The sequence below is a fragment of the bacterium genome (assembly GCA_035703895.1).
Taxonomy (GTDB): domain Bacteria; phylum Sysuimicrobiota; class Sysuimicrobiia; order Sysuimicrobiales; family Segetimicrobiaceae; genus Segetimicrobium.
Window position 1 is genome coordinate 1 of record DASSXJ010000255.1, and the last position, 8,146, is coordinate 8,146.

9 protein-coding genes and 1 riboswitch are annotated in these 8,146 nt (G+C 63.1%); of the genes, 7 read left to right on the forward strand and 2 right to left on the reverse strand.

Annotated features, from left to right (window positions below):
- The coding region (locus VFP86_17160; protein ID HET9001372.1) for a hypothetical protein at positions 1-248 on the reverse strand (248 nt) is incomplete at its 3' end.
- Positions 249-436: 188 nt separating this feature from the next.
- Here VFP86_17160 and VFP86_17165 point away from each other — a divergent pair.
- On the forward strand, positions 437-1,288 hold the full coding sequence (locus VFP86_17165; GenBank protein ID HET9001373.1) for a Ku protein: 852 nt from the start codon (positions 437-439) through the stop codon (positions 1,286-1,288).
- Positions 1,289-1,314: 26 nt separating this feature from the next.
- The gene (locus VFP86_17170; protein ID HET9001374.1) at positions 1,315-2,616 is read left to right on the forward strand and encodes a hypothetical protein; all 1,302 of its coding nucleotides are present in this window, start codon (positions 1,315-1,317) and stop codon (positions 2,614-2,616) included.
- A gap of 28 nt (positions 2,617-2,644) precedes the next feature.
- Here VFP86_17170 and VFP86_17175 read toward each other — a convergent pair whose 3' ends face one another.
- Positions 2,645-3,478: a tetratricopeptide repeat protein gene (locus tag VFP86_17175; protein ID HET9001375.1), complete on the reverse strand. Its 834-nt coding sequence runs from the start codon at positions 3,476-3,478 to the stop codon at positions 2,645-2,647.
- A 340-nt stretch (positions 3,479-3,818) separates the two neighbouring features.
- On the opposite strand from VFP86_17175, the gene VFP86_17180 reads away from it, so the two are divergent.
- The 5 genes from VFP86_17180 to VFP86_17200 form a co-directional block, all read left to right on the forward strand.
- Entirely contained in the window at positions 3,819-4,475 is a 657-nt protein-coding gene (locus VFP86_17180; protein ID HET9001376.1) for a response regulator transcription factor, read from the forward strand.
- A gap of 111 nt (positions 4,476-4,586) precedes the next feature.
- Positions 4,587-4,661, forward strand: a riboswitch (cyclic di-GMP riboswitch).
- 287 nt (positions 4,662-4,948) lie between these two features.
- Complete coding sequence (locus VFP86_17185) at positions 4,949-5,179, forward strand: hypothetical protein (protein HET9001377.1); 231 nt, start codon at positions 4,949-4,951, stop codon at positions 5,177-5,179.
- A 15-nt stretch (positions 5,180-5,194) separates the two neighbouring features.
- Positions 5,195-5,701 (forward strand): transcription termination/antitermination NusG family protein, encoded by a 507-nt coding sequence (locus tag VFP86_17190; protein HET9001378.1) that lies wholly within the window; start codon positions 5,195-5,197, stop codon positions 5,699-5,701.
- A 235-nt stretch (positions 5,702-5,936) separates the two neighbouring features.
- Complete coding sequence (locus VFP86_17195) at positions 5,937-7,823, forward strand: polysaccharide biosynthesis/export family protein (protein HET9001379.1); 1,887 nt, start codon at positions 5,937-5,939, stop codon at positions 7,821-7,823.
- A partial coding sequence (locus VFP86_17200) for a Wzz/FepE/Etk N-terminal domain-containing protein (protein HET9001380.1) occupies positions 7,823-8,146 on the forward strand: 324 nt, incomplete at its 3' end. The genes VFP86_17195 and VFP86_17200, both read left to right, overlap by 1 nt.

Below are 8,146 nucleotides of genomic sequence, written 5' to 3' on the forward strand. Positions count from 1 at the left end.
GCGAAGGTGATCCATGCGTTCTGGGTGGCAGAAACACGCGGCATTCGTGCGAATCGGAGAAGACCCAGCGCCACCCGCAGGATGCGCGTCACGATCAGGGTGGCGAGAGCAAAGATGAAGATCTTCTGTAATTCCCAAATCGCCAGAGGAGTGTTGCCAACTCGCAGGGACGACCTGAGCGCCAGGACCGTTATGAGGCCGGTGATTGCCACACCCAACATCAATGGTGCGAATCTTTTCACGCCCATCCCCCCCTCATTCCTCGAACGTGCCCAACTGGATCGCCTCACGCGTCGGTGAGACGTTTTGGCCGCGGCAACATCATTTCCTCTGGGAGGCGAACAGGTGTTTGGCAGCAGAAAACTTGCCTGGCCCTTCCTCGGGTATTACAATGCTCGGTGCCGCTCCTAGGGCAACCACCGACGGAGGGATCGCCGTGAGACCGTACTGGCGGGGGCATGTCAGCTTCGGGTTGGTCACGTTTCCGGTCAAGCTCTACACCGCGACCGAAGAGAAGGACGTGCGATTCCGGCTTCTCCACAGTGAGTGCCTCAACCCCATCAAGAACCAGCGGTACTGTCCGTACCATGAGCGCGTCATCGAGTGGAAGGACGTGGTCCGAGGATACGAAGTCAGCAAGGGAAAGTTCATCACGGTCACCGATGAGGAATTGGAAGGTTTGCCGAGCGATACGAGCCGCAGTGTAAATGTCGCCGGGTTTGTCGAGCTGACAGAGATCGATCCGCTGTACTATGAGCATTCCTACTACGTGGCCCCCGACGAAGGCGGCACCAAAGCGTTCGTCCTCTTTCGGGACGCGCTCAAGGAGGTCAACCGGGTCGCCGTCGGCCAGGTCGTGATTCGCGACAAGGAGTACCCGGTGGCGCTGCGGCCCTACGAAGACGGCATGGTGATGGCGACGCTGTTCTATGCGGATGAGGTTCGCGCGCTGTCCGCGCTCGACGAGTTTCCCGTGGAGGCGAAGATCCATCCCAACGAGCGAAAGATGGCGCTCCAGCTCGTCGAGAATCTGGCGATGGAGTTTCATATCGAAGAGTTCCGCGACGAATACCGGGACAAGGTCGTGGCGATGATCAAGGCCAAGGGTGAGGGCGCGCCGGTCGCCTCTCCCAAGGCTCAAGAACCTGGAAAGGTCATCGACCTGATGGAAGCCCTCAAGCGCAGCGTAGAGATGGCGCAGGGGCAGCGCAAAGCCGGTCCTCGGCGCAGCGCCTCAGGCACTCAGCGGAAGGCGGCCGCCGGCGGGATGCACGAGCGGCCGCAATAGCGCTTACCCCGGCGCGGTGACCTAATATGCCTGTCGACCGGGTGCTCCTGATCCATGGATACAGCGTGCGCGCGCTGAATGCATACGCGCATTTCCCAGCCCTCTTATCCGCCCAAAGGATCCCCAACGACAGCATCCTGCTCTCGGCCTTCCTCTCGCTCGATGATGAGGTGACGGTCGACGATCTCGCGGCTGCGCTGGAGGATCACGCCGGCCAACTCGAGGCGGCCGGCGTGACGATCGCACGCACCGCCGTCGCCTGCCACTCCACCGGCGCGATCATCGCCAGACGGTGGATCCTGAACCGGCAGGCCCAAGGACGGCCGTTGCCGTCGCATCTGATCACCCTTGCCGGAGCCAACCATGGTTCCACGCTGGCCCAGTTGGGCCGGACCATCCTGGCGAAGCTGTTCTTCGGTATCGTGGATCAGTCATCGGTGGGGATGCGGGTACTCGCGGATCTCGACTACGGGAGCCCATTCCTCTGGAGGCTCAACACCGAGTGGTTGGACGCGTGGAACGCAGGGCGCCTCGATGCGGTGCGGGTGTTCAGCCTCGGGGGCGACGACCACAGCGAGTTTCGGGATCAGGTGTTTTGGCAGACACGGGAGAATGGGTCGGACAGTACCGTCCGCGTCAGCGGGGCGAACCTCAATTACACTCGTTTGGAGGCCGACCCGCAGACCGATCCACCGCAGCTGCGGTCGGTGTCGATGCGGACGCCCGCGGCCCATTTGGTCGTTCCGGGGTATACGCATAGCGGAATCATCGGCGCGGTCACGGCACCCCGCGATCCGCCGTTTGCGGCGCTGCTGCAGGCCCTCGCCGTCACTGACGACGCAAGCTACGGGGCCGTCGTGAAGGATTGGTCCGCCCGGACCGCCGCATGGACGAACCAGCATGCCGACCAAGCCAACGCCACGATCGTGTTCAGGCTCCACGACGCCGCCGGGAGGCCGATCGGCGACAATTTGATCTTGCTGCAAGACGCCCAAGGAAGCGCGCAGCGTGTGAGCGCCAGCCTCGAGTCTCACCAGCCCATTCAAAACGCGACCGACCCGTCTTCCGTGTCATTTTATGTGAACTACGCGAGGCTTATGACGACCCATCCCCACACGGTGCATATCGAAGCGCGGAGTGGGAGCTCGGCGATCGACTATCAGAATGTCGATTACGTCCTGGGAGATCCGGCCCTTGCCCTTGTGCGGCCGAACGAGGTCACGTACGCGGATGTGCAGCTCGTGCGCGACGTGGAGCATACGTACAGCGTTGTGCCCTACGATCCGTCGCGCAACGTGAACGCGACCTGGCCGCCCCTCCCGAAGTGATCGGGGACGGACCGCAGCGTCCGGCCGGTCAGTTCAATCGCGCAAGCAGCTCCCTTACCTGGAGCAGGTATGTCTCCACGGCCGGCCGGTCGCCCGCATCTTTGGGGACCGTGCGAAGATACTGCTCGAGCAGCCGCCGGGCCTCGACAAGCTTCCCCTGCCGGTACCGGATCAGCCCGAGATCCCGGACATCTCCAGCGAGGTCCGGGGCGAGGAGCAAGATCCGCTCGACCGCCGCGGCGGTACGATCAAGGTCCTCCTTCTGGAGAAAGATGCCCTTCAAGTTCCGCAGGATACGCACAAGGATGTAGCGAGTCGGGGTGGGGGCGAGATAGTCCTTGCGAAACGGCGCCGACCCTTGGGTCATCTCTTCGAAGAGATGACCGCAGCCGGCCTCGGTGAGGACCACTCCGCGAAAGGCGTCCACAAAAAGGGGCGCGCCTTTTGTCTCGCAGCCCACGAGGAAATGCGCCGGCATCCCGACCCCAAACATCGGGAGGCGCAGCCGCCAGCCCACCTCGAGATGCACCACCGCGAGGGTGATGGGGATGCCGCGGCGGCGGTCAAGGACCTCGTTGAGAAAGCTGTTCTTGGGATCGCCGTAGTGCTGCGTGTTGCCTCTGAAGCTCGCTTCCTTGAACAGGAACTCACACAGCGCGGAGACGGCCTCTGGCGGCTCTGTGCCGGGAGGGACATGGGCACGGGCCTTGTCGGCCAGGCGGTCCAGCTCCGCGAGGTAACCGGGAACGTTCAGGGAGGAGTACTCTTCTGCCGCGATCAACAGCGCCCCTTCGGCCAGGGGAATTTCGGCGCCCGACATCCGCGCGAGCGCCTCAAACCGCTCGCGCGGCCCACCGCTCATCGAGCGGTGAGTCCTCGCTCGCCGGCGTGGGTGGCGAGAATTTTCTCAGCGATGGTCTGCCCCATGTGATTGTCCAAGGTCTTCCTGATCACCCCTACGGTTGCCTTCGAAACGGATGGACGCTCTGTACGACTCGTGAATACCAAACAAATGTTTGCCGACCATTCGGCAGGATCTTTGGTGATATTTAGCAAATATTCACCCAGGCGAACCTGCGTTCACCAAACGAAGGATTGTCGGAACGGTGTTTGGCTCTCGAGTGAAACGACTCAACCGGAGGCACCTGAGGCATCTAATCCCCGTCGCCAAAAAAATCTTATAGACAGGGCCGGTATCCACTATGGAACGAACCCGTATCGTGCTCGCAGATGACATGGCCGTTATCCGGCAGGGCGTTCGGGCGATGCTGAGCGCCGTTGACGACGTTGAGATCGTTGGCGAGGCCGCCGATGGGGAAGAGGCGGTGCGGCTCGCGTGCGAGCTCAAACCCGATGCGGTGCTGATCGATCAGGATATGCCCCGCTGCGATGGGATTGAAGCGACCCGCCACCTCAAGCAGGCCATGCCCGATGTCGAGATCATCGTCATGACGGATCGGCTTGATGAGGCGAAGGCGTTGGAGGCCACAGAGGCGGGGGCGACGGGCTACATTCTCAAAGACATTCCCGCTCCCAACCTTGCGGCCGCGCTGCGGTCCGTGTGCAATGGACGCGCCTTTTTTCATCCGGAGATCACCCGGAAGCTCATCGACAACCTAGGGCGCCTGATCCGCGAGGGACGGACACGAAAGAACGTCGAACCCGAAGGGCTGACGCGGCGACAGTTTGACATTCTCGTCGAACTGGCCAAAGGGAGTACCTACGGTCAGATCGCCAGCAAGTTTGTCGTGACCGAGGGAACGATCAAGACGCACATCCACAACATCCTCCGCAAGTTGGGCTGCCACAACCGTACGCAACTTGTGGCCTACGTTCTGCGCAAGGGACTGATCAAGTAGACGGCGAGTGCCGGCCGGCTCCGTCAATCACATGGAGACCTGCTGAACGAACACGTGTTGGGATTGACGGATGAAGAACGATGACGGTACTATAGCGGCAATCGAATAGTACCTCCGAACGGGCAAACCCGGAGCAATCCGGGGACGCAAAGCCGCGGGACCCTCGTGGTCAGCCGGGCCGCCGAAGAGGGCATCCGCGATGTGCTCACGGGGTCCTCACCGGATCTCGTGAGTTTTTTTATTCGGCGCTGGCCGGTCGCCGCGACATTCAATCGTTGCTCGGAGGATACGACGAGAGCGCAGCACTCGCACCAGGTGACCACGCACTCATCGCACCCGATCAGACGTACAAAGAATCTACCCAATAGTTAGCGACAATCTACCTTTCGGAATATCGACGCTGCGGTCTCGCGTGCGTTAGATTCGAAGAATACTTCGCCTTGGACAACATTCGGGGAGAATGTGTGGCGGCGGTGACAGTCTCACGAACGCCGAGCGATTCGTATGTCAACGTGCGCTCCGAAGAGTGTTTGGCTGAGCCCTCGTCGGCTGACCCGGAGCACGGGTTGCGCGTAGTCATGTACCGTGACGAGGCGTACGTCATTGTTGGTGTGTACTTCGCGCGCGGCCCGTACGGCGGACGCGATCTCCGGTACATCCTTGGTCCGATCTGGCCCAAGCGGGGGGCGCCGCCGGGTCCGTAACGTACGGCGGGGTGGATGATCAACTGGTACGCGGTGCAGGCCAAGAGCCACTGTGAAGGTCGGGCGCTTTCGCATTTGACGCAGAAGGCGATCCCCGCGTTCTTGCCCTTCATCGAAGTCATCCATTATTATCGGTCTCGCCGCGTCGTCCGCCTCGAGCCGTTGTTTCCAAGTTACCTGTTCGTGCAGTTGGAATCCATGGATAGCAATCCGAGTCACTGGAACGTCGTGCGCTGGACCCCGGGCGTGAAGTCGATCCTAGGCACCGAGGGATCGCCGATGCCTGTCCCGGACGACGCAATCGACGCCATTCGGGCGCGGGTGAAGGAACTCGGGTTTGTTCGCCCCGGGCCGCGGTTCGAGCCGAAGGCCCGGGTGATGATCCGACGCGGCCCCTTGGCCGGGCTGGAAGCCGTTTTTGAACGTCCGCTATCCGGTTCTGGGCGAGTGCAGGTGCTGATGCACCTGCTCGGACAGCAGAGGAGAGTCCAGGTCGACGCAGTCGATCTTGAGTTGGTCTGACTACCGCACGACAAACCGAGAAGGCTATCGCGCGTGCATCGGAGACCTCGGATGCACGGTTCCGGCGGAGCCATGGCGTGCGGAGCCATGGCGTGATGAGGCTTCGCCGGCGACCCAACACCCCCAGATATCCGCCGCGCATAAGCGGTTTCGCGTGACACGGATGATCAAGGACAATCCCCAAGATGACGCGCCGTGCGGATCGCGCGCACGGTGACGGAGGTGAACACTGACGATGATGGCTCCCCTTCACCACACGGTTCGCCCTCTCGCCACGGGGCTGGTATTGCTGGTCGCTCTCGTGGCGTGGCCGTCGGCTCGCGTCGAGGCCACGCCCGTGAAGGTGACGGGGGTGTCGGTACAGGAGGCGCCGGGCGAACTCCAGGTCTTGATCACGACCTCGGGGCCGGCGCGCTATCAACAGGTCAGCGTGCGGCCCCAATGGGTCGTCGTCGACGTGATGGGCGCGGAGCTAGGCGTCCCGGCGGGAAGGCTGCCGTTCAACGGCGGTCCGGTTTCGCAGGTCCGAGTCGGCCAGTTCGCAGCCGACATCGTTCGGGTCGTTGTGGAGCTGGTCCAGCCGGTCCGTCCTCGCTTGGGTCCTGCTCAGAACGGCATGGCGCTGGTCATCGGGATCCCGGCATCGGGGGTGGCCGGGCGTGCAAACGCGACCATGCGCGGCGAGACCATTCAGGGCGCGCTCCCGAAAGTCACGGAGATCAGTGTCTGGGGCGCGGCCGACAAGCCGTGGGTCTCGATTGCGGCGACAGGACCCGTCCGGTACCAACTTCGCAACGTCGAGCCAGACTGGGTGGTCCTGGACGTGTCGAGGGCCCACTTGGCCCTCGAGTCAGGAAAGCCCCCGGCCGGTCGAGGCATTGTGAAGCAGATCCGCGCGGGGCAGTTTGCCCCTGACGTGGTCCGCGTGGTTCTGGAGCTCGTCGAACGCGCCCCGATTCACGTGGCAACTTCGCCGGATAGAGCCGCGATCGTTGTGAGCTTCAAAGAGGCGAAGGGCAGCACGGGGAATCGTATCCTGCCGCCTGACCAGCACGCTGGGACCGTCCTGTCTGCCGCGAGTGCGCCGGCCCCCACAACCGTGCAGCCTGCGGAGAGCGCGCAGCCGTCGAACGCCGGTCTCCCTCAACTCGTAGCGAGCGGTGGGCCTACGGGTGTTCGTCCGGCGGCCCCCACGGTACCGACACTGGTCAGTCCTCAGCCGCCGGCCTCTCAAGGCACCGGCCGCTACTCGGCCGGGCCCTACCTGCTTGGTCCCGAGGATGTGCTGGAGATTACCGTGTGGGGATACCCGGATATGACCCGCGTTGTCACCGTGCGGCCGGACGGTCAGGTCGCGGTCCCTCTGGCAGGGACCGTGACGGCGGGGGGGCGGTCGGTCGAGCGCCTGACCCAAGATCTTACCCGAGCATTCGCCAAGTACATTATCAATCCGCAGGTCTCCGTGATTGTGAAGGAGTTCCGAAAGATTCGCGTCTCGGTCCTCGGTCAGGTCACCCATCCGGGGACGTATACGCTGCCTCCCGGAACGCGAATCCTCGACGCGTTGTCCGTCGCCTCGGGAGTCACGGACAACGCCGCGCTGCCCGAGGCGCAACTGGTGCGGACGTCCGGCCGGACCCAGCCGATCAGCCTCGATGGCCTCTTGATCCAGCAAGACCTGCAGCAGAACCTCGTGCTGGAACCGGGCGATACGCTGATCATCCCGGAGGACACGAAGAACAAATTTTACGTGCTGGGGGATGTCAATCATCCGGGGATCTACCCGCTCAAGGGGGACGTGACGGTGCTCCAAGCCCTGGCCGTGGCGGGCGGCCCGGTGCTCCACGGTGCATCGACGTCGAACACGGCTCACATCGTGCGCCGCACGGATAACTCCCAAGGGCCGCTCACCGCCAGCGTACGAGCGCAGGATGTCCATCCCATCGCAAACGGCGGCGGTGTCCTCATCACCATGGACCTGCAGAAGATGTATAAGGGTGACCTGCGACAGAATGAAACCCTGCGGCCTGGCGATGTGATGGTGGTCCCAGCGCCCGGGGTCGCCGCCCTGCCGACGATCCTCGGCATTATCTCGACCATCTTCCTGGGGCTCCGGCCGTGATGGCGACCGGGACTGATCGGACACCGACGGTCGCACAGAGCGAGGTTCTGAGAGACCTGCTGTCTGCGGTGTACCGGCGCCGGCCGATCTTCGGCATCGCCGTGCTCATTACCACGGTCGTCGCCACGATCTTCTCCCTGGTCAGGCCGCCCGTCTACGAGGCATCGAGCACGGTTATCGCCGACAAGACTCCTCCCCTGGTCCTGCTCCCGAATCCCGGCGGCCAATCGAGCCTTGTGCAGCAGCCCCTGGCGCAGGCGCCGGATGCGTTCACGCTCGCCGAGCTCGTGAAGAGCGAAGCGGTGCGCGATGGAGCCACGTCG